This window comes from Sphingomonas sp. SP6 (assembly GCF_058313435.1).
This window is the reverse complement of the sequence record NZ_JBZFLG010000001.1, coordinates 1,083,313-1,104,664: the sequence shown is the minus strand read 5'-3', so window position 1 is coordinate 1,104,664 and position 21,352 is coordinate 1,083,313. Positions and strand designations below refer to the sequence as shown.

Below are 21,352 nucleotides of genomic sequence, written 5' to 3'. Positions count from 1 at the left end.
TGATGATCCTGGCGGCGCTGTCGGGCGCGCTGGCGGTAGCGGCGGGAGCGTTCGGCGCGCACGGCGCGCTGGGCCAAGCGCAGGAATGGTTGCGGACCGGCGGGCAGTATCAGCTGATCCACGCCGTTGCCGCGCTGGTCGCGCTGCGGCTGGAGGCGAGAGGTCCGGCGTGGCTGTTCGTGGTCGGAGCGGCGATCTTCGCCGGGACGCTGTACCTGATGGCGCTCGGCCTCCCGCGCTGGCTCGGCGCGATCACCCCGATCGGCGGCGCGCTGCTGATCGTGGGGTGGCTGTGGCTGGCGTGGGTGGGGATGAGGGGCTAGCCGCCGAAACCGGCCGCCGCGTTCGCCTCGACCTCCAGCCCCGCGCCGTGGAGCAGGAACAGGCCGTCGAGCGTCGCCAGCAACCGGTAGGCACGCGCGACGCGATCCGCCGGGTTGCCGTCGAGCCGTTCGGCGACCCAGGCGGCAAAGCCTTGTGCGATCCGGGCGGCGATCCGCCGGTGGGGCTGCTCGCCCCGCCCCGCCGCCCCGGCGAGTTCGATGAACAGGAGCATGATGGGCAGGACCGCGGGCGTACGCGCCTCCGCCCAGAGCTCCCCCAGCAGCGCGTCGTCGGAGCGGCCGCCGCCCTGGTCGAGACCATCCAGCATCGCCGTCAGCTGCGCCGCGACGTGATCGAGCAGTGCCGACAGCAGCGCATCGCGGTCCGCGAAGTAATAGAGCAGCATCCGGTCGCTGGTCCCCGCCGCCTCGGCGAGCGCGCGCAGCGACGCGCCGGCGAGCCCGCGCGCCAACAGGTGGTCGGCCATCGCGCTCAGCAAGGCGCGCCGTCGCCGCGCGCGCTTGTCGCCGCGGATTGGATCCCCTGTCAGCGACTCGTCCGCCAAGATCGTCTCCTGCGAGGCAAACTCTTGTAGCGATCGCTACAGAACGTGTTATGTAGCACTCGCTACACAGTTTCGGCAGGAGGATAGAATGGATGGATCGACCCGCAAAGCGATGATGGCCTGGTCCTGGGCCGTGGCCGTGTTCGGCGCCGTGCTGATCGGCGGTGCGTCCGCGGCGACCGACGGACCCGTGCGCGCGCTCTACGTGATGCTCGGCGGCGCGGAGCCCCGGATGGACGCGGCGCTGCGCTTCTCGGTGGCGCTGATGGGCGCGGTCTCGTTCGGCTGGGGGCTGACCATGCTGGCGGTTGCTTCCGTCGCCGACCGTCTGGACGGCGCCACGGCGCGGCGGCTGTGGCGGCGGGTCGCGCTGGCGATCGGGGCATGGTACGCGATCGACAGCGCGATCTCCGTCGCGACCGGCTTCGCGCTCAACGCGGTGTCGAACACGGTCCTGCTCGCCGCCTTCCTGCTGATCCTGGCGCGCGGCGGCGTGCTGGCGACCGAAGCGACCCGGGGTCGGGCACCGCGGGCGGCCGGGTAAGGCTCAGCGCTTCTTTCGGCACGCATCCGAACAATAGATCACGCTCTCCCAGTCGCGCACCCACTTCTTGCGCCACGCGAACGGGCGGTCGCAGGCCGGGCAGACTTTGGTCGGCAGGTCGGTCTTGCGGACGCCGTTGGGCATCACGCGGCGCGCGCCATGAAGGCTTCGACCGTGGCGAGGTCGACGTCGCGATCGAGGTAGGTCCGCCCGATCCCGCGCGCGAGCAGGAAGGGGAGCCGCCCGCCGCTCGCCTTCTTGTCGTGCCGCATCAGCTCGATCAGCCGCTCCGGAGTGGCCCGCACCCCGGACGCGACCAGCCCGTCCGGCAGCCCGCTCGCTCGCCAGTGATCGCGCACCCGTTCGGCGTCCTCGCGCTCGCACAGCCCTTGCGCGGCCGAGAAGTCGAACGCCAGCCCGCACCCCGCCGCCACCGCCTCGCCGTGCAGCAGCTTGTCGGAGAAGCCCGCCTCCGCCTCCAGCGCATGGCCGAAGGTATGGCCCAGGTTCAGCAGCGCGCGCGTCCCGTTGGTCTCATATTCGTCGGCGGCGACGATCCGCGCCTTGGCCGCGACCGCGTGAGCGATCGCATATCGGCGCGCATCCGCGTCGCCGGCGAGCAGCGCCGCCCCGTTCGCCTCGCACCAGGCGAAGAACGGGGCATCGTCGATCAGCCCGTATTTCACCACCTCGGCATAGCCCGCCCGCACCTGCCGAGGCGGCAGCGTGTCGAGCACCTGCGGATCGATCAGCACCAGCGACGGCTGGTGAAACGCCCCGACCAGGTTCTTCCCCGCCGCGGTGTTGATCCCGGTCTTGCCGCCGACCGAAGAATCGACCTGCGACAGCAGGGTCGTCGGGATCTGGACGAACCGGCAGCCCCGCTTGAGGATCGCGCAGGCGAAGCCGACGAGATCGCCGATCACGCCGCCGCCCAGCGCGACGACATGATCGCCCCGCTCGACGCCGCGCGCGAGCAGCCAGTCGACCGTCTTCGCCAGCATCGCCCAGCTCTTGGTCGTCTCCCCTGCGGGCAGCACCAGCGCCTCGCTCGCCACCCCCGCCGCGTCCAGCGAGCGGGTGAGGGTGGCAAGATGCGAGGCGACATTCTCGTCCGCGACGATCGACACCGGCCGCCCGCCCACGAGCGCCGCGACATGCTCCCCCGCCCGCGACAGCAGCCCGGCCTCGATCCGCACGGGATAGCGCCGCGCGCCCAGCTCCACCGTCACCACGCTCACCGTCCGATCGCCTCAAGGATGGCCTTCACCGTGGCCTCGTGCGGGGCGTGGTGGCTGACGATGCGCAGGTGCGCCAGCGCATAGTGCGGATTGCGTGTTGCGGCGAGCTCGCGCAGCACCTCGCCCGGGTCGCGCTCGCGCAGCAGCGGGCGCGTGTCCCGGCGCCGGACCCGCTCGACCAGCACGTCGATCTCGGCATCCAGCCAGATCACCAGCGCCTGTTCCAGCAGCAGCGCGCGGGTCCCCTCGTTGATGAACGCGCCGCCGCCGGTCGCGATGACCTTGGCCGTGCCGTCCATCAGCCGCGAGATCACGCGGCGCTCGCCGTCGCGGAAGTACGGCTCGCCATAGCGCGCGAAGATCTCGCTGATCGACAACCCCGCCGCGCTCTCGATCTCATGATCGGCGTCGACGAACGCGAGCGACAGCCGCTGCGCCAGCCGGCGTCCCACGGTCGACTTGCCGACGCCCATCAGCCCCACCAGCACGATCGGCTGTCCGGTCCATGTCGGCGGAGGCGTCGGAGGCTGCACGGGCTGGCTTTGCAACATTGCGGTGACCGTTATACAGCGACCCGCGCGGGCGGCGATAGGCCGGCGTCCCGCCGCTTGTCGTGTGCCAGGAACCCTTATGTCTCGCCTCCTCGTCTCGGTCGTCGTCGTGGTCCTGGTCGTGGTCGGCGGGCTCGCGCTGCTCGCCTCGCGCGCGAAGGAGCGTCCGACCACGCGGGTGGAGAAAACTGTCGAGCTGACCAACCTTGCGAGCTAGACTGGCGCTCGCGGCCGCGGCGCTCGCCGTCGGCGCGGCGGCGGTCGCGCAGGACCGGTCCCCCGAATCGATCCTTCCTCCGGGGTTCGGCGAGCCGGCGACGCCCGCACCGGCGCCGACGTCCGCCGCGCCGCAGCCGAGCGCGCCGGTGGCGGCGAGCACCGCCACGGCCTCCCCCGACGCGCTGCCGTCGTCGACGCCGAGTCCCAGCGCCACGCCGACCCCGCTCGATGCGACTCAGCTCGCCGAATATGAGATGCCGGCCTTCGCCCGCCGCTCGCTCGATCGGGTCGGGGTCGCCGACGGCTTCGGCGCGGACGCTTTCGGCGATGCGAACGGCCGCTGGCTCGAGATCCTGATGCGCCGCACCGCGGCGCCGCTGCCCTCGCGCTGGCTGTCGATCACGCTGCGGCGGATGCTGCTCTCGGCGACCGCCACGCCCGCCGGGGTCGACGGAGCGGACTTCGCCGCCGAGCGCGCGTGGCTGCTGTTGCGGATGGGCGAGTCGGTTGCGGCGCGGGCGCTGGTCCAGGGGGTCGATCTCGACAACGTGACCCCGAAGCTGTCGCAGGTCTGGATGCAGGCCATGCTCGCGACGGGCGATCCCGGTGGCCTCTGCCCGCTCGCCCCGATCGCGCTCGCGCATCAGCCTCAAAGTGTCTGGGGAGCGCGTGGGTGGATTTTGGCACAGGCGATGTGCGCCGCGCTGGCCGGGCCGTCCGGCAGCGCGCAGCCGCTGTTCGCCGCCGCCCGGCGCAAGGGCGTGGCGAGCGGCGTCGACCTCAACCTGGCGCAGAAGGTGATGGGGGCGGGGATCGACAGCCGTCAGGCGGTGACGATCGAATGGGATTCGGTAAGCGATCTCACCGCCTGGCGGTGGGGGCTCGCGACCGCGACCGGCGTCGCGGTACCGGACTCGCTCTATGCGACGGCGGGGCCGCAGCTATGGGGCTGGCGGGCGCAGGCCCCTGCGATCCCATTGGCCGACCGGGTCGCGGCGGCGGAGCGCGCGGCCGCGATGGGCGTGCTGTCGAGCGCCGCGCTGGTCGATCTCTACGCCGCCGCCGACGAGGCCGACGACACGCCCTCCGCGGTCGCTGCGGTCGCCAACGATCTGCGTGCCGCTTACGTCGGGGCGGACCTCGCCGCGCGGCGCGCGGGGCTCGACGGTTTGTGGCGCGGCGGCGACTATGCACGGCTGGTCATGACCGCGGGTGCGGCGGCGCGGCTGCCGGTCGACCGCGACGATGACGACGTCGACCCGCTGGTCGCGGCGATGCTCTCCGCCGGCCTCGACCGCACCGCCGAGCGCTGGGCCGGCGCGGTTCCCGAGGGCGGAGACGCCTGGGCGATGCTGCTCCTGGCCGATCCGGATGCGCGGGACGCGGTCGCCTACGGCAGTCTTTCCGCCTATGCGCCGAAGGGCGACGTGCAGCGCAAGCAACGGCTGTTCTTCGCGGGATTGGCCGGGCTCGGCCGGCTTGCGCCGGGCGACGTCGAGCGCGGGGCGGCGGCGCTCGACGTGAAGATCGGCACGCGCGACGCCTGGACCCGCGCGATCGACCGCGCCGCCTCGACCGGCCAGCCGGGGACGGTGGTGCTGCTCGCCGCGATCGGCATGCAGACGCCGACCTGGGCCGGCGTGCCGCCGGAGGCGCTCTACCGGATCGTGGCGGCGCTGCGTCAGGTCGGGCTCTCGGGCGAGGCGCGGATGATCGCCGCCGAGGCGATCGCCCGCGGGTGAGTGACCGGGCGCTGATCGAGCGCTTCCTCGAGATGATGGCGGCGGAGGCGGGCGCCGCGCGCAACACGCTGGCGGCGTACCGCAGCGACCTGCTGCTCGCGTCGGAGGCGGCGGCCGGCAGGCTCGCCGAGGCCGACGAGGCGTTGATCCACCGCGTCGCGCACGGGTGGCGCGATCTCGCCGCCTCGACGGTCGCGCGCAAGGCGGCGACGCTGCGGCGCTTCTTCGCGTTCCTGGCCGAGGAAGGGCTGCGTGCCGACGATCCGGGGTCCTCGCTGCCCCGACCGGGCAAGCGCCGCGCCTTGCCCAAGACCCTCTCGATCGACGACGTCGACCGGCTGTTCGCCGCCGTCGCGGCGCGGATCGCCCGCGATCCGCCGGACCCGCGCGATCTCCGGCTCGCCGCGCTGGTCGAGCTGCTCTACGGCTCGGGCCTGCGGGCGACCGAGCTGGTGTCGCTGCCCCGCAACGCGGTCGCGCCGGACCGCCCATACCTGATCCTTTGGGGAAAGGGATCGAAGGAGCGGCTGGTCCCCATCTCGGATCGTGCCCGCGCCGCCGTTGCGGCGTGGCGTGCGCATGTCGATCCGGATCGCCCGTTCCTGTTTCCCTCAGGCAAGACCCACCTGTCGCGCGTCCGCCTTCATCAACTCGTGAAGACGCTGGCGGCGGAGGCGGGGATCCCGCCCGAGCGGATCAGCCCGCACGTGCTGCGCCACGCCTTCGCCACGCACCTGCTCGCGGGTGGGGCCGACCTGCGCGCGCTCCAAGCCATGCTCGGCCACGCCGACATCGCCACCAACGAGATCTACACCCATGTCGACGCGAGCCGGCTGGTCGAGCTGGTCAACACGCGCCACCCGCTCGTTGACCTTCCCCGTCGCGAACGATAGCGCCCGGCAATGCCAGTGTTCCTCGACTTCGAGAAGCCGATCGCCGAGCTTCAGGCGCAGATCGACGAGTTGCGCGAGACCGGCGCCGATGTCGATCTCGGGCCGGAGATCGCGAAGCTCCAGGCGAAATCCGACAAATTGCTGCGCGATACCTTCGCCAGGCTGACGCCCTGGCAGAAGACCCAGGTCGCGCGCCATCCGGAGCGCCCGCACTTCAAAGACTATGTCGCCGGACTGTTCGACGAGTTCGTGCCGCTTGCCGGCGACCGCGCATTCGGCGACGATCAGGCGATCCTCGGCGGCTTCGCTCAGTTCCGCGGCCGGCGAGTGATGGTGGTCGGGCATGAGAAAGGCGACGACACCGCCACCCGGCTCCGGCACAATTTCGGGATGGGCAAGCCGGAGGGTTACCGAAAGGCGATCCGGCTGGTCGAGCTGGCGGATCGATTCGGGCTGCCGGTGGTGACGCTGGTCGACACCTCGGGCGCGTTCCCCGGCATCCAGGCCGAGGAGCGCGGGCAGGCCGAGGCGATCGCGCGCTCGACCGAGGCCTGTCTTGCGCTCGGCGTGCCGATGGTCGCGTCGATCGTCGGCGAGGGAGGCTCTGGCGGCGCGGTCGCGCTCGCCGCGGGCAACCGGGTGCTGATGTTCGAACACGCGGTCTATTCGGTGATCTCGCCGGAGGGCTGCGCCTCCATCCTGTGGCGCACCGCCGACAAGGCGGCGGAGGCGGCGGAGGCGATGAAGGTCACCGCGCAGGACCTGAAGGGACTGGGGGTGATCGACGCGATCGTCCCGGAGCCGCTGGGCGGCGCCCACCGCGATCCGGCGGGCGCGATCGAGGCGCTCGGCAGCGCCATCGCGAGCGCGCTGGGCGATCTCGCCCCGCTCGATGCGAATGCGCTGCGCCGGGATCGACGGGAGAAGTTCCTGACGATGGGTCGCGCGGGCTGACGCTTAGCCGACCTTCATGTTGCTCGACACGTTGGTGAAGGTCTTCTTCACTTGATTGCCGAGGCCCTGCATCGCGGCGATCGCGGCGACGGCGATCAGCGCGGCGATCAGACCGTATTCGATCGCGGTCGCCCCTCGAACGTCGCGGATGAGCGCGATGATCCTGTTCAACATATCTGTTCTCCCGTACGGAAAAGGGGCGGCGGAACTCGGTTCCGCCGCCCCCGTCCAGTCTTCCTGCGAAAGCTTACGCCTTCATGTTGGTCGAGACGTTGTTGAACGTCTTCGTGAGCTGATTGCCCAGGCCCTGCATCGCGGCGATCGCCGCAACGGCGATCAGCGCGGCGATCAGGCCGTACTCGATCGCGGTGGCGCCCTTGTTGTTCTTCAGGAAGGTGCGAATCTTCTGCATGTTCCGGTCTCCAATGGTCTCGTACTTCAGTCACCCGGCCGGACCGGAGGACCGGACCGACCTGATCGGGATAAAGGTCGAGCGGTTGAGAAAGCGTTTATGGGAGGCGGAACTTTTTTGCCGAGCGGCAAGAAGGGGGTCAGCGCGCCGCCTGCACCTTGGAGCTGATGTTCCCCCACATGTTGGTGGTGACGTCGGCGACGCCGATGATCGCCCCCATCACCGCCATCGTGACCAATGCCAGGATCAGCCCGTATTCGATCGCGGTCGCTCCGCGCCGGTCGCGGCCAAGCATCCGCAGCCAGCGCCGGACGCCACGATTGCGGAGATACGGTGGTCGGGCCATGCCGACGTGAAGTATGCAGGAACCTTTAACGAATGACTGACGTGCGCGCGGCGGGCATCGCTCCGCCCTTGTTTCCGGTGGTCGCGGTCGCGCTGATCGACGCCGACGGGCGGGTGCTCGTCCAGCAGCGTCCCGCCGGCACGATGTTCGAAGGCTTGTGGGAGTTCCCGGGCGGGAAGATCGAGCCCGGCGAAACGCCCGAGGACGCGCTCGTGCGCGAGTTGGAGGAGGAGCTGGCGATCTCGGTCCCGTGCGGCTGCCTGTTCCCTGCGACCTTCGCCAGCGCGCCGCATGGCGACCGCCACCTCGTCCTGCTGCTCTACACCTGCCGCAAGTGGATCGGCGTGCCGCGCGCGCTGGCTGCGGCAGGGCTGAAATGGGCGCGGCCCCTGGAGCTTCACGCGCTGGAGATGCCGCCTGCGGACAGGCCGCTGATCGGGTTGCTGGAGCGGCTGATCTAGCCGTGCTCGTAGCCGAGCCGCCGCCACGTCGGCGACAGCATCGCGTCCAGCGCCGCGATCGTCTTTTGGCTGAGTTTGGCGCGGTGATCGCCCGGCGCCACCTTGCGGATGAACTCGGTCGGGCGTTCCTCGTCGGGCACGATGTCGTGCTTCTCCACGATCCGCGCGATCAACGGGGCGGGCGCGAACCAGCCGAAGTGCGACATCATCGCCCGGATCCAGGCCACCTTGTCGAAGATCACCTCCTCGTACCGGAACAGCCGGAGCCTGGGGTCGTCGAGCAGCGGCGCGAAGCCGTCGATCGTGCGGTTCAGCTCGGGCGCGCGCGACAGCACGAAGTCTTCGACCTCGCTCGCCAGCGCCGCCTCCCGCTGGGTCGTCACCGGCGACGACTCGGCATTTCGATCGGGCAGACGGTGCGAATAGGCGCTGGAGAAATATTCGCTGACCAGCGCGTCGCGCGGATCGCGGACGAGCAGCAGCTTGGGCGCACCGCGGAACAGCGGGTCGGCGTAGAAGCCGGTCGGCGCCTCGCGGAAACCGGCGTAGAGGTTGCCCGGCCGCAGCATGGCGCAGAGGTGCGGATTGTCGTTCCAGTCCGGGTAGCGATAGCCTTGCGCGAAGGCGGCGTCCGGCACCTTCACCACCGGCACCTCGTTCGCCTTGGCGAGGCGGGTGAGCAGCATATTCATCAGGCTCGACCCGGACTTGCGCACGCCCAGCGCGAACAGCGCGGGAGACGACGGCACGTCGCGCACCTCGAAGGTGAGCGCGCGACCGTCGGGCATCGGCAGGGCGACGGTCGGCATCGCGGTCAGTCGTTGCCCTGGATGAAGTCTCCGAGCCCGCCGAGCACCGATCCTTCGCCGCGGTTCTGCCCCTTGCCGCCGGCCGCCGCGAGCATCCGCCCCGCCAGCCGCGCGAACGGCAGCGACTGGATCCAGACCTTGCCCGGCCCGCGCAGCCGCGCGAAGAACGCGCCCTCGCCGCCGGTGAACATCGTCTTGATCCCGCCGACGTTGACCAGGTCGAAATCGACCGAGGGCGTATAGGCGGCGAGGCAGCCGGTATCGACGTGGACCTCCTCACCGGCGCGCAGCTCGCGCTCGACCACGGTGCCGCCCATCTGGACGAAGATCCAGCCGTCACCCTCCAGCCGCTGCATGATGAAGCCCTCGCCCCCGAACAGCCCGGTCATCACCCGGCGCTGGAACTCGATCCCGATCGAGACGCCCTTGGCGGCGGCGAGGAAGCTGTCCTTCTGGCAGATCAGCACTCCGCCCAGATCGGCGAGCCGGATCGGCAGGATCGCGCCCGGCGTCGGCGAGGCGAAGGCGACGCGGGCCTTGCCCGATCCCTGATGCGTGAAGACGGTGGTGAACAGGCTCTCGCCGGTGACCAGCCGCTTCCCCGCGCCGAGCAGCGCCCCCATGAACCCGCCGCCCTGCTGCCCGGAGCCGTCGCCGAAGACCGTCGTCATCTCGATCGAGGCGTCCTTCCACACCATCGCGCCGGCCTCCGCCACTGCGCTCTCGCCGGGATCGAGCTCGATCTCGACGAACTGAAGCTCCTCGCCCTTGATCTCGAAATCGATGTCGTCGGCGACGCCGCTCTTGCGCATGTGGCTCCACGGACTGTTCGGCATGGTCGTCTCCGCAAAGTGTGTTGATCCGCTAATACACGGATGATAGCCCGTGCGCCAGCGGGAGGAAACGGCATGCGGATACGGACACGGTGGGTTGGTGCGCTGGCGTTGACGTGCGGCGTCGCGGCGGGAGCGCAGGGGTTCGATCCCCGCGCGCACCGCATCTTCGCCGGGCCGCCCAGCCAGGTGCTGGTGCTCGGCACCCCCCATCTGTCGGGCCTGCCCAAGAGCTTCGCGCCGGAGCATCTCGCGCCGGTGATCGACCGCCTTGCGGCGTGGAAGCCGGACGTGATCACGATCGAGGCGGTGTCCGGGCCGCAGTGCGAGGAACTGAAGCGTTACGCCGCGCTCCACCCCGATGCCTATGACAGCTACTGTTTCGATCCGTCGCCGGCGCAGAAGGCGCTGGGGATCGACATGCCCGCTGCGCTCACCGAAATTGCGAAGACGCTGGCGACCTGGAAGGATCCCACGCCGGCGCAGCGCCGGCGGCTGGCGGCGCTGTTCCTGGCCGCCGGCGAACCGGCGTCGGCGCTGACCCAGTGGCTGCGCCTCCCCGCCGCGGAGCGCCACATGGGCGATGGGCTGGACCGCTCGCTGGTCGACGTGCTCGATGCGCGGCGGACCAAGCGCAACGAGGACAATCTGCTCGCCGCCGTGCTCGCCGCCCGGCTGGGACTCGACCGGGTGTATCCGACCGATGATCACACCGCCGACGACGAGACCGGCGCCGACGAGGCGTATGGCAAGGCCGTTCAGGCCGCCTGGGACAATCCGGCCAGCGCCGTCCGCAAGACGGCGAACGAGGCGCTGGAGGCGAAGCTGGGCACCCCCGCCGGCACGCTTGCCCTCTACCGCGCCTACAATGCTCCGGCGGAGGCGGAGCGGGCCTTCGCCGGCGACTTCGGCGCGGCGCTGCGCGAGCCGTCGCCCCCGCATTACGGACGCATGTACGTCGGCTGGTGGGAGACGCGGAACCTGCGGATGGTCGCGAACATCCGCGCCGTCCTCCAGAAGCGCCCCGGCGCCCGCCTGCTGACGATCGTCGGTGCGAGCCATGCCGGCTACTTCAAGGCCTATCTGGCGTCGCTCCACGACGTCCGCGTCGCGGATACGCAAAGCGTCCTGCGCTGATCCGCAACGTGCGGTTCCTCGCGAAAAAAGATGGTCGACCGTACAAATGGTTGCGAAGGCGTTAGGCTTGGCCCTACGCAGCGCGCGTCGCCCGGCGGGGGGCCGCGGCGGACCACAGGGGGATGCACATGACGTTTTGGAAGGTGGCCGTCGCGGCCGCGACGATGACGTTCGCCGTGCCGGCGATCGCAGGGACGCAGGATTTCACCGTCATCAACGGCACCGGCAAGACGATCCAGAACATCTACGTGTCGGAATCGGCGGCGGACAATTGGGAAGAGGACGTTCTCGACAAGGACGTGCTGGAGAACGGCCAGCGCTTCGAGATCTCGTTCAACCACGGCGAGGACAAGTGCCTCTACGACCTCAAGGTCACCTACGATAGCGGCAGGAGCGCGACCTGGAACGCGATCGACCTGTGCAAGGTGTCGGTGGTGGCGCTGCGCTACGACCCCGCCACCGGCAAGACCTTCGCTCGCAAGGAATAGCCGCCTCCCGGTTGCGCGACGCGCGCCGGAGACCTATCGAGGAGAAGGGCGGTCCGAGGGGGCCGCCCTTCTTCATTCAGGAGACGTCCCGTGCCGATCACCCCGCTGATGCCCGTCTATCCGCGCTGCAAGGTGCGGCCGGTGCGAGGGGAGGGGGTGTACCTCTATGGCGAAGAGGGCGAACGGTATCTCGACTTCGCGGCGGGGATCGCGGTCAACGCGCTCGGCCATGCGCATCCGAAGCTGACCAGAGCGATCGCCGACCAGGCCGGGACGCTGATGCACGTCTCCAACCTCTACGGCTCGCCGCAGGGCGAGCATCTGGCGCAGCGGATCGTCGACCTCTCCTTCGCCGACACCCTGTTCTTCACCAACTCCGGCGTCGAGGCGATCGAATGCGCGATCAAGGCCGCGCGCCGCTATCACTACGTCGACGGCAACCCGCAGCGGCACAAGCTGATCACCTTCAAGAACGCCTTCCACGGCCGCTCGATCGGCGCGATCTCGGCGACCGATCAGGCCAAGATGCGCGACGGTTTCGAGCCGCTGCTGCCCGGCTTCGACTATGCGAAGTTCAACGACCTCGACGCCGCGCTGGCGCTGATCGACGACGAGACCGCGGGCTTCCTGGTCGAGACGGTGCAGGGCGAAGGCGGGATGACCGCGGGCACGCCCGAGTTCATCCAGGGTCTTCGCAAGGCCTGCGACGAGCACGGCCTGTTGCTGATCCTCGACGAGATCCAGTGCGGCTACGGCCGCACCGGCAAGATGTGGGCGTACGAGCATTACGGCATCGAGCCCGACATCATGACCGTCGCCAAGGGCATCGGCGGCGGCTTCCCGCTCGGCGCCTGCCTCGCCACCGAGGAGGCGGCGAAGGGCATGGTGATCGGCACCCACGGCTCGACCTATGGCGGCAACCCGCTGGCGATGGCGGCGGGCGAGGCGGTCCTCGACGTGATGGGCGAGCCCGGCTTCCTCGAGAATGTCGCGGCGATGGGCGACCGGCTCCGCCAGGCGTTCGAGCAGATGATCCCCAACCACGATCACCTGTTCGAGGAGATCCGCGGCAAGGGGCTGATGCTCGGCATCAAGATGAAGGAGCCTGCGGTCGCCCGGGAGTTCGTCGCCCACCTGCGTGACAACCACGGCCTGCTGACCGTCGCTGCGGGCGAGAACGTCTTCCGTGTCCTCCCGCCGCTGATCATCGACGAGACCCACATCGCCGAATGCGTCGAGCGGCTGAGCGACGGCGCGCGGACGTTCGCGGGCGCGATGGATGACTAACTTCAATCCTCCCCGGCACGGGGAGGGGGACCATGCGAAACATGGTGGAGGGGGAGTGCGGCAGGCGGTTCGCTCGCGGTGAGCCCCCTCCACCATTCGCTCAAGAAGCGAATGGTCCCTCTCCCCGTGCCGGGGAGGATTTCAGAATGCGTCACTTTCTCAGTCTCTCCGACGCCGGCGCCGACGGCCTCGCCGCGATCCTCGCCGATGCGCTCGACCGCAAGGCGGCGCGTGCGGGCTGGCCGAAGGGCCGCGCCGACGCCGACGCTCCCCTCGCCGGCCACACGCTGGCCATGGTGTTCGAGAAGAACTCCACCCGTACCCGCGTGTCGTTCGACATGGCGATCCGCCAGCTCGGCGGCACCTCGATCGTCCTCGACGCCGGAACCACCCAGCTCGGCCGCGGCGAGACCGTCGCCGACACCGCGCGTGTCCTGTCGGGCTATGTCGACGCCATCCTGCTCCGGACGGACGATCACGCCAAGCTCGAGGAGATGGCGCATCACGCGACCGTCCCGGTGATCAACGGGCTGACCGACGTCTCGCACCCGTGCCAGATCGTCGCCGACCTGCTGACCATCCTCGAAAGCGGCAAGGCGCTCCCGGGCCTCAAGGTCGCCTGGCTCGGCGACGGCAACAACGTCCTCGCCTCGCTGGTCGAGGCGGCGGGGTTGATGCACTTCGACGTCGTCGCCGCCTGCCCGCAGGGCTTCCAGCCCGAGGAGGAGGCGATCGTCCGCGGCTCCGGCCGCGCTCGCGTCGTCGCCGATCCGCGCGAGGCGGGGGAGGGGGCGGACGTCGTCGTCACCGACACCTGGATCTCGATGGGGCAGACGCACGCCGACGCCAAGCTCCGCGCGATGCTGCCCTATCAGGTGACGCCCGCGCTGATGGCGCTCGCCAGTCCCGACGCGAAGTTCCTCCACTGCCTCCCCGCGCACCGCGGCGAGGAGGTGAGCGCCGAGGTGATCGACGGGCCGCAGTCGCTGATCTGGGCCGAAGCGGCGAACCGGCTCCACGCGCAGAAGGCGATCCTCCGCTGGTGCTTCGGCCAGATCGGTTGATCGCCTCCGTCCGTCTCCCCAAATCGGGTCGGACATGACAGACCACATCACGACCCTCGACCTCGACCGCGCGCTCGGTTTCACCATTCCGTCGCGCCACGCGCGCGGGCGCGTCGCGCGGCTCGGCCCGGTGCTCGATCGGATCCTCGCCGATCACGATTATCCGCCCGCGATCGCCGCCTTGCTCGCGGAGGCGCTGACGCTCGCCGCGCTGATGGGCTCGACGCTCAAGGAGGCGGCGGGGCAGCTGACCATGCAGGCGCAGACCGACAACGGCATCGTCAAGCTGCTGGTCTGCGACTATCGGGGCGGCGAGCTGCGCGGCTATGTCGATTTCGACGCCGAGCGGCTGGCGGCGGCGCCCGCCGACCCGTCGCTGTTCGCGCTGTTCGGGGCCGGATATCTCGCGATCACCTTCGACCTCGCGACCGCGGGCGAGCGCTACCAGGGCATCGTCCCGCTCGACGGCGCGACGCTGTCGGAAGCGGCGCAGAGCTATTTCGCCCAGTCCGAACAGATCCCCACACTCGTCCGTGTCGGCATCCGACACGAGGGCGGCCGGACGATCGCCGGCGGGCTGCTGCTCCAGCACCTGCCGGAGGGCGAGGAGGGCCGAGACCGCATCCATACCCGGCTCGATCATCCCGAATGGGAGCATGTCGCCGCGCTGGGCGGAACGATGGGGCCCGACGAGCTCGCCGACTCCGCGCTTCCGCTCGAGACGTTGCTGTGGCGGCTCTTCAACGAGGAGGAGGCGGTCCGCGTCCTCGCCGCGACCCCCTTGGTGCGCGGCTGCCGCTGCAACCTGGAGCATATCCGCTCCGTCCTCGCCAACTTTCCCGCCGACGAGCGGCGCGAGATGGCGGATGCGGACGGGGTGATCTCGGTCGACTGCCGCTTCTGCGCCAGCGTCTTCCCCGTCCGACTGGACGAGCTGGTCGCATAGCCGTCGCCGGACTCGGCGTTGTCATGCGGTTCGTGCTATACGGACGACCGACCGATCGGCGGGATTCGTCTGGGGCGCGCGGGCTTGCCGATCCGATAACGGGGAAAGCGGAGATGAATCGAGCGGCGATGGTGCGCGCGCTTGCGGCGGGAATGTTCGCGGGCATGGGCGGAGTGGCGACGGCCGAGGGCGTCGGGGCGATGGCGCAGGTGCAGGCAGGCCAATGGCAGATCCACGAGGTCGGCGAGAAGACACCGCCGCGGGCGCTGTGCGCGAGCGATGTCAGGCGACTGCTCCAGATTCAGCACGGCACCGCCGCCTGCACGTTCCGCACGATCAGTGACGAGGGCAGCGCGGCGACCGTTCGGTTCGTCTGCCCGGGCGCGGGCAACGGCACGACCGAGCTGACCGTCGAGAGTCGGACGATCCTGCGGCTCCACACGCAAGGCGTGGCTAAGGGTGCGCCCTACGACATCACCTACGAGGCGCGGTTCGCCGGCGCATGCGGTGCCGGCTTAGCCCAGCGTTAACCTTTCGCCGTTAGCAAGCGGGGTGTGTTCCTTCATGCGGGCACGTTTCTCCCTTCGGCTCCGATGAGCTGACCTTGGGCCGCCCCGATCGCGGGGCGGCCCTTTTTCTTGCCGGTCGCGGGCGAAGCGCGTAGCGCGCGGCCGATCATGGCTGCTTCGGACCCTCCGGCCCCAACCACTCCGGCGGTCGTGCTCGTCTCGGGCGGGCTCGACTCGATGGTCGCCGCCGCGCTCGCGCGCGAGGCGGGGCATCGCCTGCTGGCGCTGTCGATCGACTACAATCAGCGGCACCGCGTCGAGCTCGCCGCCGCCGCCCGTGTCGCCCAGGCGCTCGGGGCGGAGCGCCACATCGTCCTGCCGATTGACCTCTCCGCGTTCGGCGGATCGGCGCTGACCGCCGACATCGCCGTGCCGAAGGCCGGGGTGGGTGAGGGCATCCCCGTCACCTACGTCCCCGCGCGCAACACGATCTTCCTCGCGCTCTGCCTCGGCTGGGCGGAGGCGGCGGGCGCGCGCGACCTCTACATCGGCGTCAACGCGCTCGATTATTCGGGTTATCCCGATTGCCGCCCCGAGTTCATCGACGGCTTCGAACGGCTTGCGGACCTCGCCACAAAGGCCGGGGTCGAGGGCGAGCCGTTCCGCGTCAACGCCCCGCTCCAGACGATGACCAAGGCCGACATCGTCCGGGAAGGAACGCGGCTCGGGCTGGACCTCGGGCTGAGCTGGTCGTGCTACGACCCTGCCCCGGGCGACCTTCACTGCGGCCTGTGCGACAGCTGCCGGCTGCGTCACAAGGGCTTCGCCGAGGCGGGCGTCGCCGATCCCACGCGCTACGCGGTGACCCCGCCGCAGCCGTGAGCTACGCCGTCAAGGAGATGTTCCTGACGCTCCAGGGCGAGGGCGTGCAGGCGGGGCGTCGCGCGGTGTTCGTGCGTTTCGCCGGCTGCAATCTGTGGAGCGGCCGCGAACAGGACCGCGCGACCGCGGTGTGCCGCTTCTGCGACACCGATTTCGTCGGGGTCGACGGCGTCGGCGGCGGCAAGTTCGCGACGGCGGAAGCGCTGGCCCGGGCGGCTGCTGCGCATTGGGGTGAGCGAACGGAGGACCGCTTCGTGGTCCTGACCGGCGGCGAGCCGATGCTCCAGGTCGACGACGCGGCTGTGGACGCGCTCCACGCCGCCGGCTTCCGCATCGCGATCGAGAGCAACGGCACGCTTCCGGTTCACCCGCGGATCGACTGGATCTGCATCAGCCCCAAGGCGGGCAGCGAGACCGTCCAGCGCGCCGGCCATGAACTGAAGCTGGTTTGGCCCCAGCCGGGCAGCGATCCCGACGCGATGGAAGCCTGGGACTTCGCGAACTTCCTCGTCCAGCCGCTCGACGACGCGAACGCCTCCGCAAACCGCGAGGCGGCGATCGCCTTCGTCATGGCGCGGCCCCGGTGGCGGCTGTCGATCCAGACCCACAAGCAGCTGGGCCTGCGATAGTCGCTACCGCGCGACGCAGGTCACCCCCGCCCAGAGATCGGACACGCTCGCATCCTTCGCGTTCGACTCGAACACGCCGCTCAACCCCGCATCGGTGGTGAACTCGGTCCCCAGGCTCGTCCGCTCGACCTTCGGATGATAGGCCGCCTCGACCGCCGACCGGGTCGAGCCGAAGCCGATCCCTGCCGCGGTCTTCAGGTCCACCGCGCCGCCCCAGCCGACGAACGTGTCGTTCTGGAAGTTAAGCTGGAGCCCCTTGTCCCAGGACGCGAAGGCGAGCGGACCCGGGCCGCACTCGTCCTGGGTGCCTTGCTTCGAAGGCGCGCCGCCCAGGCCTGCGGACACCGCCTTGAGCACGTCGGCGCGCGGCGTCCCAAACGCGATCGCCTTGCCCGCTACGCTCAGCCCGTCGCCCGCGATCAGCACCGCGCCCGCGGCCGCCGGGGTGCGCGCCGGCGTCGGCGTGGCCACCGGGGCGGCGTCGGCCGCCACGGCGGTGTTGGTCGCCACATTGGTCGTGCTCGTGTCCGTCGTGTCGGTCGTGCCGCAGGCCGCAACCGTCATCCCGGCCAGCGTTGCCGCCAGCCATCTCCGCAAAGTCGTCATGTCATTCCCCCTCGTAAGCCTATCGTCCGCGGACCCGACGTGGTTTCGGCCCCTTCAGCGGCACGGGCAGCGTTATGAAGGGCGCGGGCTGGACCACCCGCACCACCACCGGCTCGGTCACCGCCGGGTCCGCCGGAAACTCCGCCCGCGCCCGTGCGAACACGAACCGCGCCCGCGCCGCCCCGGGCACCCCGGCAGCGACCCCGACCCAGCGCCAGTGCCACGGCTCCCACTTCACGCCCTGCCGGTTGCTGGTCGGGAACGACATCTCGAACCCGAACCGCCCCGCGTTCGCGACGAGCCAGCGGAACGGCGGCGTCGCCGCCATGCACGCCTCCGCGTCCGGGCAGTCGCCGCGCGGACGGATCGCGAAGTCGAGCGCATAGCCCGTCGTATGCTCGCTGTGCCCCGGTGGCGCGACCGAGATCGCGCGATCCTCCGAGCTCGGCCGCGCGCGGCAGAACACGCCCGACTGGCGCCCGATCGAGCGGTGGCAGGACAGGCCGCGCAGCTGTCCGCCGGTTGCCGGGTCCGCCGCCGCCGCCGCGAGCAGTCGTGCGAGATCGGGCAGCACCTCGCGCCGGATCAGGCAAGGGCCGCCCACCGCGAAGCCGGGCGGCGCCTCGACCAGCTCGCCCGCAGTCACGTCGCCATAGGGCAGGTGGCCGAGCACGCGCCCGTCCGCGCTCTGCGCCGCGCTTGCCCCATCGCACAGCTGCGCCGCCGCGGGCGACGCGCCGAACAGCACTGCGCTCAGCAGGAATTGGGGGACGAGGGCGGAGCGGGGCATCTCCCCCGCGTCTGGCATGCGCCCGCGCGCAGTGGCAAGGGCAGCGGATGATCCAGGACAGCGTACTCTTCCTCGACGGCGAGGCGATCGTGCTCGACAAGCCCGCCGGCCTTCCGGTCGATCCGCCGCGCGACGGTTCGCTCAGTCTCGAAAACCATCTGTCACACCTGACCTTCGGCTTTCAGCGCTGGCCGGTCGCGGTCCATCGGCTCGATCGCGACACCAGCGGCTGCCTGCTGCTGTCGCGCAATCCGAAGGCGCACGCGCGCTTCCAGCAAGCGTTCGAGGGCGGGGCGGTCGAGAAGCGCTACCTCGCGATCCTCGATGGCGTGCCGGCGGCGGAGGAGGGGACGATCGACCTGCCGCTCGCCAAGGTCTCGAGCGAGGGCGGCGGCTGGCGGATGATCGGCAGCCGGAAGAAGGGCAAGTCGGCGCAGACTTCGTGGCGGGTGCTGCGCTCGGCGGACGGCCGCGCGCTGGTCGAGTTCCGCCCCGCGACCGGGCGCACCCACCAGATTCGCGTCCACGCCGCCGAAGGGCTCGGCGTGCCGGTGCTCGGCGATCCCGTCTACGGCAGTCCCGATCCTGCGGGGATGATGCTCCACGCCGCCGAGTTGACCGTGCCCCGTGCCGGCAAGGAGGCGATTCACGCGGCGGCGCCATGGCCGGAACGGTTCGCCGCGGCGGGGTTCGCCGCGGGCTGAGCGATCGAGGCGATCCCCTCCCGCTGTTCGTGTCGAGCCAAGTCGAGACACCTTGCGGGTCGCTGCCCGGTGTCCCTCGACTTTGCCCGCAACGACGGGATCGCGACGTCGGCCATCGCCCGCCCGCAGGCGTGTTTCGGCGGCGGATCCCCTCAGTCCGCCACCCGGCCCCGTAGGCTCTTGACGCCCGAACGCTGCGCCTTGCCCTGCATCCGCCGCTCCTTCGCTCCCTTCGAGGGCTTGGTCGGCCGCCGCTTCTTCGGGACGATCGTCGCCTGCTGGATCATGGCGATCAGCCGTTCGCGGACCTCCTGCCGGTTGAGCAGTTGCGAGCGCGACCCCTCGCTCCGCAGCACCAGCACCCCGTCCCGCGTCATCCGTGATCCCGCGATCGCCGCCAGCCGGTCCTTCACCGCCTCCGGGAGCGAAGGCGACCCAGCCACATCGAACCGCAGGATCACCGCGCTGTCGGTCGTGTTGACGTGCTGACCGCCGGGACCGCCGGCGCGGGTCGCCGATTCGACCAGCTCGTCGCTCTCGATCGAGATCGAGCGGGTGACGGAGATCGCGACCATGGCGACATGTTTAGCCGAGCCGGAACCTCACGGAAGAGGCAAGCGTCCGCGCTGTCCTACAATCGGCGCTCCATGCTATCCCGAGCCTCGTTGTCCGTCGCGGCGGCGATCGAAAGTCCGCGGCAGCGCATCGCCTCGCCGGAGGGACCCGCTTGTGTCGTTTCCCCGGAAACTTCGGAAACTTCGCGTGATGGAAGCCTATCTCAGACCTCTTCCGCGCGGTCCAGCCGCGCCACGACGACCGTAAGAGCGTGACTTCGACGCCCCTCCCCAAATCGGAGGAGCACGATAGAAGGCCCCATGCACACCAGCACCCCCACCGCCGACAGCAAGCCCGAACTCTACCGCCAGCTCCACGCCGCGCTCGATGCGCTGACCGCGGACGAGCCGGACCCGATCGCCAACATGGCCAACGCCGCCGCGCTGGTGTGGGAGTATCTCCCCGATCTCAACTGGGCCGGCTTCTACCGCATGCTGGACGGCGAACTCGTCCTCGGTCCGTTCCAGGGCAAGGCCGCGTGCATCCGCATCCCGCTCGGCAAGGGCGTCTGCGGAACGGCGGCGGCGACTGGCGAAACCCAGGTCGTCGCCGACGTCCACGCCTTTCCCGGCCACATCGCCTGCGATGCGGCGAGCGCATCCGAGCTGGTGGTTCCGATCGTGATCGACGGACGGGTGATCGCCGTCCTCGACCTCGACAGCCCGACGCCCTCGCGCTTCGACGCCCAGGACGCGCAGGGGGGCGAGGCGCTGGCGGCGTTGCTCGGCCCTCGGATCGCCTGACCCGATTCGGGACACAGCGCGCTGTGGCGATTTGCCCGGCCCGTTGGTAAGCAACCCGTTAACGACCTGCGGCGTTGCGGCTGCGGAAAACTCGTTCGGGAGGCGATATGACGCGGACGTTCTGGCTGGCGGCGACGACCGCGATCACCTTGACTGCGGCGGCCGCGGATGCGCAGCGCATGGTCGCGCATGGTCCCGCGATGCGGATGGGCGGCGCGCCGCGCGGCGGCATGCCGCACCCCGGCCCCAAGCCGATGCCCCATCCCGCGCCTCAGCATCAATGGCAGGCTCAGTGGCAGCACCAGAGCCAGTCGCAGCGTCAGCGCACCTCGGTCCACGTCAACGTCCGCAACCGCTGGGGCGGCCGGATCGGCGGCAAGTGGTGGGGCGGTGGCCGCGCACCGGGCGGCTGGGGCGCGTACCGCCGCCCGGTTCGGGGCTACGTTCTGCCGAGCTACTGGCTCTCGCCGAACTGGTACATTACCAACTGGGGCGACTACGGCCTCTCGCAGCCGCCGTACGGCTACAATTGGTCGCGCTATTATGACGATGCCGTCCTCGTCGACGGCCGGGGCTCGGTGTACGACACGGTCGATGGCGTCGACTGGGACGGCACCGGCGATGCAGACGGTGGATACGCCGACGACGGCTATGCCGATGAGGCCTATGACGATGGTGGCGGGCAGGGGAGCTACGAAGCGCCCGGCGCGCCTTACCCCTATCCCGGCGGCAACGGGATGCTCGGGCGTTCGGGAGCGGGCGTCCCGGTCGCGCCGCCTCCTCCGCCTCCGCACCATGCCCCGCCCCCGCCTCCGGGCGTCGGCTATGCGCCGCCGCCGGCCGGGGCCGGGCAGCCGGTGGTCGTCCAGCAGGGCGGTTATTACGCCAACGGCTATTATTATCCCGGCCCGACCCTCACGACCGTGACGGTGACCTCCACTCCCGTGGTCACGACCACGACCGAGGTGTTCGAGGATGCCGTGACCTACACCCGCCCGGCCCGGCACGTGTATCACCGTCGGGCGTGGCGGCCCAAGCCCCGGTGCACCTGCCGCTGA

At 70.5% G+C, this 21,352-nt stretch carries 30 protein-coding genes; 18 read left to right on the top strand and 12 right to left on the bottom strand.

All coding sequences use genetic code 11. From position 1 onward, the window contains the following. Positions 1–2 precede the first annotated feature (2 nt). Positions 3–323 (top strand): DUF423 domain-containing protein, encoded by a 321-nt coding sequence (locus AC4GYY_RS05490; protein ID WP_491119309.1) that lies wholly within the window; start codon positions 3–5, stop codon positions 321–323. On the opposite strand, the gene AC4GYY_RS05485 is transcribed toward AC4GYY_RS05490, so the two are convergent. Continuing rightward, positions 320–811: a TetR/AcrR family transcriptional regulator gene (locus AC4GYY_RS05485; RefSeq protein WP_491119205.1), complete on the bottom strand. Its 492-nt coding sequence runs from the start codon at positions 809–811 to the stop codon at positions 320–322. The genes AC4GYY_RS05490 and AC4GYY_RS05485 overlap by 4 nt on opposite strands. Positions 812–977: 166 nt before the next feature. Here AC4GYY_RS05485 and AC4GYY_RS05480 point away from each other — a divergent pair, with 166 nt between their 5' ends. Continuing rightward, entirely contained in the window at positions 978–1,433 is a 456-nt protein-coding gene (locus AC4GYY_RS05480; protein ID WP_491119204.1) for a hypothetical protein, read from the top strand. 3 nt (positions 1,434–1,436) lie between these two features. Here AC4GYY_RS05480 and AC4GYY_RS05475 read toward each other — a convergent pair whose 3' ends face one another. Genes AC4GYY_RS05475 through AC4GYY_RS05465 form a run of 3 tightly spaced genes read right to left on the bottom strand, consistent with a single transcriptional unit; the run spans position 1,437 to position 3,225 of the window. Next, the gene (locus AC4GYY_RS05475; protein ID WP_491119203.1) at positions 1,437–1,577 is read right to left on the bottom strand and encodes a DUF2256 domain-containing protein; all 141 of its coding nucleotides are present in this window, start codon (positions 1,575–1,577) and stop codon (positions 1,437–1,439) included. Next, positions 1,577–2,674, bottom strand: a complete 1,098-nt coding sequence (gene aroB / locus AC4GYY_RS05470; RefSeq protein ID WP_491119202.1) for a 3-dehydroquinate synthase — start codon at positions 2,672–2,674, stop codon at positions 1,577–1,579. The genes AC4GYY_RS05475 and aroB overlap by 1 nt, the downstream gene beginning before the upstream one ends. Then, entirely contained in the window at positions 2,671–3,225 is a 555-nt protein-coding gene (locus AC4GYY_RS05465; protein WP_491119201.1) for a shikimate kinase, read from the bottom strand. Before AC4GYY_RS05465 ends, aroB begins: the two co-directional genes overlap by 4 nt. 79 nt (positions 3,226–3,304) lie before the next feature. Here AC4GYY_RS05465 and AC4GYY_RS05460 point away from each other — a divergent pair, with 79 nt between their 5' ends. The 4 genes from AC4GYY_RS05460 to AC4GYY_RS05445 are packed head-to-tail and all read left to right on the top strand — an operon-like array spanning position 3,305 to position 7,033. After that, the gene (locus AC4GYY_RS05460; protein ID WP_491119200.1) at positions 3,305–3,442 is read left to right on the top strand and encodes a hypothetical protein; all 138 of its coding nucleotides are present in this window, start codon (positions 3,305–3,307) and stop codon (positions 3,440–3,442) included. Next, on the top strand, positions 3,432–5,186 hold the full coding sequence (locus AC4GYY_RS05455) for a hypothetical protein (protein WP_491119199.1): 1,755 nt from the start codon (positions 3,432–3,434) through the stop codon (positions 5,184–5,186). The genes AC4GYY_RS05460 and AC4GYY_RS05455 overlap by 11 nt, the downstream gene beginning before the upstream one ends. A gap of 32 nt (positions 5,187–5,218) precedes the next feature. Next, positions 5,219–6,079, top strand: a complete 861-nt coding sequence (locus tag AC4GYY_RS05450; RefSeq protein WP_491119308.1) for a tyrosine-type recombinase/integrase — start codon at positions 5,219–5,221, stop codon at positions 6,077–6,079. 9 nt (positions 6,080–6,088) lie between these two features. Beyond that, the gene (locus AC4GYY_RS05445; RefSeq protein WP_491119198.1) at positions 6,089–7,033 is read left to right on the top strand and encodes an acetyl-CoA carboxylase carboxyltransferase subunit alpha; all 945 of its coding nucleotides are present in this window, start codon (positions 6,089–6,091) and stop codon (positions 7,031–7,033) included. Between the two features lie 3 nt (positions 7,034–7,036). Here the strand turns inward: AC4GYY_RS05445 and AC4GYY_RS05440 are convergent, their stop codons facing one another. From AC4GYY_RS05440 to AC4GYY_RS05430, 3 genes are all read right to left on the bottom strand, one after another. Further along, positions 7,037–7,207, bottom strand: a complete 171-nt coding sequence (locus AC4GYY_RS05440) for a Flp family type IVb pilin (RefSeq protein ID WP_491119197.1) — start codon at positions 7,205–7,207, stop codon at positions 7,037–7,039. A gap of 73 nt (positions 7,208–7,280) precedes the next feature. Further along, positions 7,281–7,445, bottom strand: a complete 165-nt coding sequence (locus AC4GYY_RS05435; protein WP_491119196.1) for a Flp family type IVb pilin — start codon at positions 7,443–7,445, stop codon at positions 7,281–7,283. Positions 7,446–7,584: 139 nt separating this feature from the next. Continuing rightward, on the bottom strand, positions 7,585–7,791 hold the full coding sequence (locus AC4GYY_RS05430) for a Flp family type IVb pilin (protein ID WP_491119195.1): 207 nt from the start codon (positions 7,789–7,791) through the stop codon (positions 7,585–7,587). Positions 7,792–7,823: 32 nt separating this feature from the next. Between AC4GYY_RS05430 and AC4GYY_RS05425 the strand changes: the two genes are divergently transcribed. Further along, positions 7,824–8,252: a (deoxy)nucleoside triphosphate pyrophosphohydrolase gene (locus AC4GYY_RS05425; protein WP_491119194.1), complete on the top strand. Its 429-nt coding sequence runs from the start codon at positions 7,824–7,826 to the stop codon at positions 8,250–8,252. Here AC4GYY_RS05425 and AC4GYY_RS05420 read toward each other — a convergent pair. After that, positions 8,249–9,061: a hypothetical protein gene (locus AC4GYY_RS05420; RefSeq protein ID WP_491119193.1), complete on the bottom strand. Its 813-nt coding sequence runs from the start codon at positions 9,059–9,061 to the stop codon at positions 8,249–8,251. The genes AC4GYY_RS05425 and AC4GYY_RS05420 overlap by 4 nt on opposite strands. Before the next feature lie 5 nt (positions 9,062–9,066). Then, positions 9,067–9,897 carry a TIGR00266 family protein gene (locus tag AC4GYY_RS05415; protein ID WP_491119192.1) on the bottom strand — a complete coding sequence of 277 codons (831 nt, stop codon included), beginning with the start codon at positions 9,895–9,897 and terminating at the stop codon, positions 9,067–9,069. A gap of 72 nt (positions 9,898–9,969) precedes the next feature. Between AC4GYY_RS05415 and AC4GYY_RS05410 the strand changes: the two genes are divergently transcribed. From AC4GYY_RS05410 to queE, 8 genes are all read left to right on the top strand, one after another. Beyond that, the gene (locus AC4GYY_RS05410; RefSeq protein ID WP_491119191.1) at positions 9,970–11,031 is read left to right on the top strand and encodes a DUF5694 domain-containing protein; all 1,062 of its coding nucleotides are present in this window, start codon (positions 9,970–9,972) and stop codon (positions 11,029–11,031) included. A gap of 128 nt (positions 11,032–11,159) precedes the next feature. Next, the gene (locus AC4GYY_RS05405; protein ID WP_491119190.1) at positions 11,160–11,519 is read left to right on the top strand and encodes a hypothetical protein; all 360 of its coding nucleotides are present in this window, start codon (positions 11,160–11,162) and stop codon (positions 11,517–11,519) included. Between the two features lie 90 nt (positions 11,520–11,609). Beyond that, entirely contained in the window at positions 11,610–12,806 is a 1,197-nt protein-coding gene (locus AC4GYY_RS05400) for an aspartate aminotransferase family protein (protein WP_491119189.1), read from the top strand. A 146-nt stretch (positions 12,807–12,952) separates the two neighbouring features. Further along, positions 12,953–13,870, top strand: coding sequence for an ornithine carbamoyltransferase (gene argF, locus AC4GYY_RS05395; protein WP_491119188.1), 918 nt, complete (start codon positions 12,953–12,955; stop codon positions 13,868–13,870). Between the two features lie 34 nt (positions 13,871–13,904). Beyond that, positions 13,905–14,816 carry an Hsp33 family molecular chaperone HslO gene (gene hslO / locus AC4GYY_RS05390; protein WP_491119187.1) on the top strand — a complete coding sequence of 304 codons (912 nt, stop codon included), beginning with the start codon at positions 13,905–13,907 and terminating at the stop codon, positions 14,814–14,816. Positions 14,817–14,929: 113 nt separating this feature from the next. After that, entirely contained in the window at positions 14,930–15,346 is a 417-nt protein-coding gene (locus tag AC4GYY_RS05385) for a DUF3617 domain-containing protein (RefSeq protein WP_491119186.1), read from the top strand. A gap of 147 nt (positions 15,347–15,493) precedes the next feature. Further along, positions 15,494–16,207 carry a 7-cyano-7-deazaguanine synthase QueC gene (gene queC / locus AC4GYY_RS05380; RefSeq protein WP_491119185.1) on the top strand — a complete coding sequence of 238 codons (714 nt, stop codon included), beginning with the start codon at positions 15,494–15,496 and terminating at the stop codon, positions 16,205–16,207. Then, a complete protein-coding gene (queE, locus tag AC4GYY_RS05375) occupies positions 16,204–16,836 on the top strand; it encodes a 7-carboxy-7-deazaguanine synthase (RefSeq protein WP_491119184.1) in 633 nt (210 codons plus the stop codon). Before queC ends, queE begins: the two co-directional genes overlap by 4 nt. 3 nt (positions 16,837–16,839) lie before the next feature. Here queE and AC4GYY_RS05370 read toward each other — a convergent pair whose 3' ends face one another. Together AC4GYY_RS05370 and AC4GYY_RS05365 are read right to left on the bottom strand one after the other, a co-directional pair. Further along, the gene (locus tag AC4GYY_RS05370) at positions 16,840–17,442 is read right to left on the bottom strand and encodes a hypothetical protein (RefSeq protein ID WP_491119183.1); all 603 of its coding nucleotides are present in this window, start codon (positions 17,440–17,442) and stop codon (positions 16,840–16,842) included. A gap of 19 nt (positions 17,443–17,461) precedes the next feature. Then, a complete protein-coding gene (locus tag AC4GYY_RS05365; RefSeq protein ID WP_491119182.1) occupies positions 17,462–18,232 on the bottom strand; it encodes a M15 family metallopeptidase in 771 nt (256 codons plus the stop codon). A gap of 47 nt (positions 18,233–18,279) precedes the next feature. Between AC4GYY_RS05365 and AC4GYY_RS05360 the strand changes: the two genes are divergently transcribed. Continuing rightward, positions 18,280–18,936 carry an RluA family pseudouridine synthase gene (locus tag AC4GYY_RS05360; protein ID WP_491119181.1) on the top strand — a complete coding sequence of 219 codons (657 nt, stop codon included), beginning with the start codon at positions 18,280–18,282 and terminating at the stop codon, positions 18,934–18,936. Between the two features lie 152 nt (positions 18,937–19,088). On the opposite strand, the gene arfB is transcribed toward AC4GYY_RS05360, so the two are convergent. Further along, a complete protein-coding gene (gene arfB / locus AC4GYY_RS05355) occupies positions 19,089–19,511 on the bottom strand; it encodes an alternative ribosome rescue aminoacyl-tRNA hydrolase ArfB (protein WP_491119180.1) in 423 nt (140 codons plus the stop codon). Between the two features lie 300 nt (positions 19,512–19,811). Between arfB and AC4GYY_RS05350 the strand changes: the two genes are divergently transcribed. Next, complete coding sequence (locus AC4GYY_RS05350) at positions 19,812–20,294, top strand: GAF domain-containing protein (protein ID WP_491119179.1); 483 nt, start codon at positions 19,812–19,814, stop codon at positions 20,292–20,294. A gap of 107 nt (positions 20,295–20,401) precedes the next feature. Next, positions 20,402–21,352: an RcnB family protein gene (locus tag AC4GYY_RS05345; protein ID WP_491119178.1), complete on the top strand. Its 951-nt coding sequence runs from the start codon at positions 20,402–20,404 to the stop codon at positions 21,350–21,352.